Source organism: Clostridioides sp. ES-S-0001-03 (genome assembly GCF_020676075.1).
Lineage (GTDB): Bacteria > Bacillota > Clostridia > Peptostreptococcales > Peptostreptococcaceae > Clostridioides.
In genome coordinates this window covers 1-251 of record NZ_JACVWJ010000061.1, presented here as the reverse complement: position 1 = coordinate 251, position 251 = coordinate 1, and the positions used below count along the sequence as shown (strand labels likewise).

The window sequence follows — 251 nt, the reverse complement described above, 5'->3', positions numbered from 1 at the left end:
AAGATTTAAGTAATATACTCTTAATGGTGGAGATGAGGAGAGTCGAACTCCTGACCCCTTGCTTGCAAGGCAAGTGCTCTCCCAACTGAGCTACACCCCCAAATATGAAGTTCATAAAGAACTTTCAAAATTAAACAGTAGGCAATTCTCCTTAGAAAGGAGGTGATCCAGCCGCACCTTCCGATACGGCTACCTTGTTACGACTTCACCCCAGTTATTGATTCCACCTTCGACGACTTCTTCCAAAAGGT

1 tRNA gene and 1 rRNA gene are annotated in these 251 nt (G+C 44.2%); both read right to left on the bottom strand.

Features of this window, described 5'->3' with window-relative positions:
- Positions 1 to 24: 24 nt before the first annotated feature.
- Positions 25 to 100: transfer RNA gene (locus tag IC174_RS20950), tRNA-Ala, on the bottom strand.
- A 55-nt stretch (positions 101 to 155) separates the two neighbouring features.
- A 16S ribosomal RNA gene (locus IC174_RS20945) occupies positions 156 to 251 on the bottom strand; the annotation flags it as partial.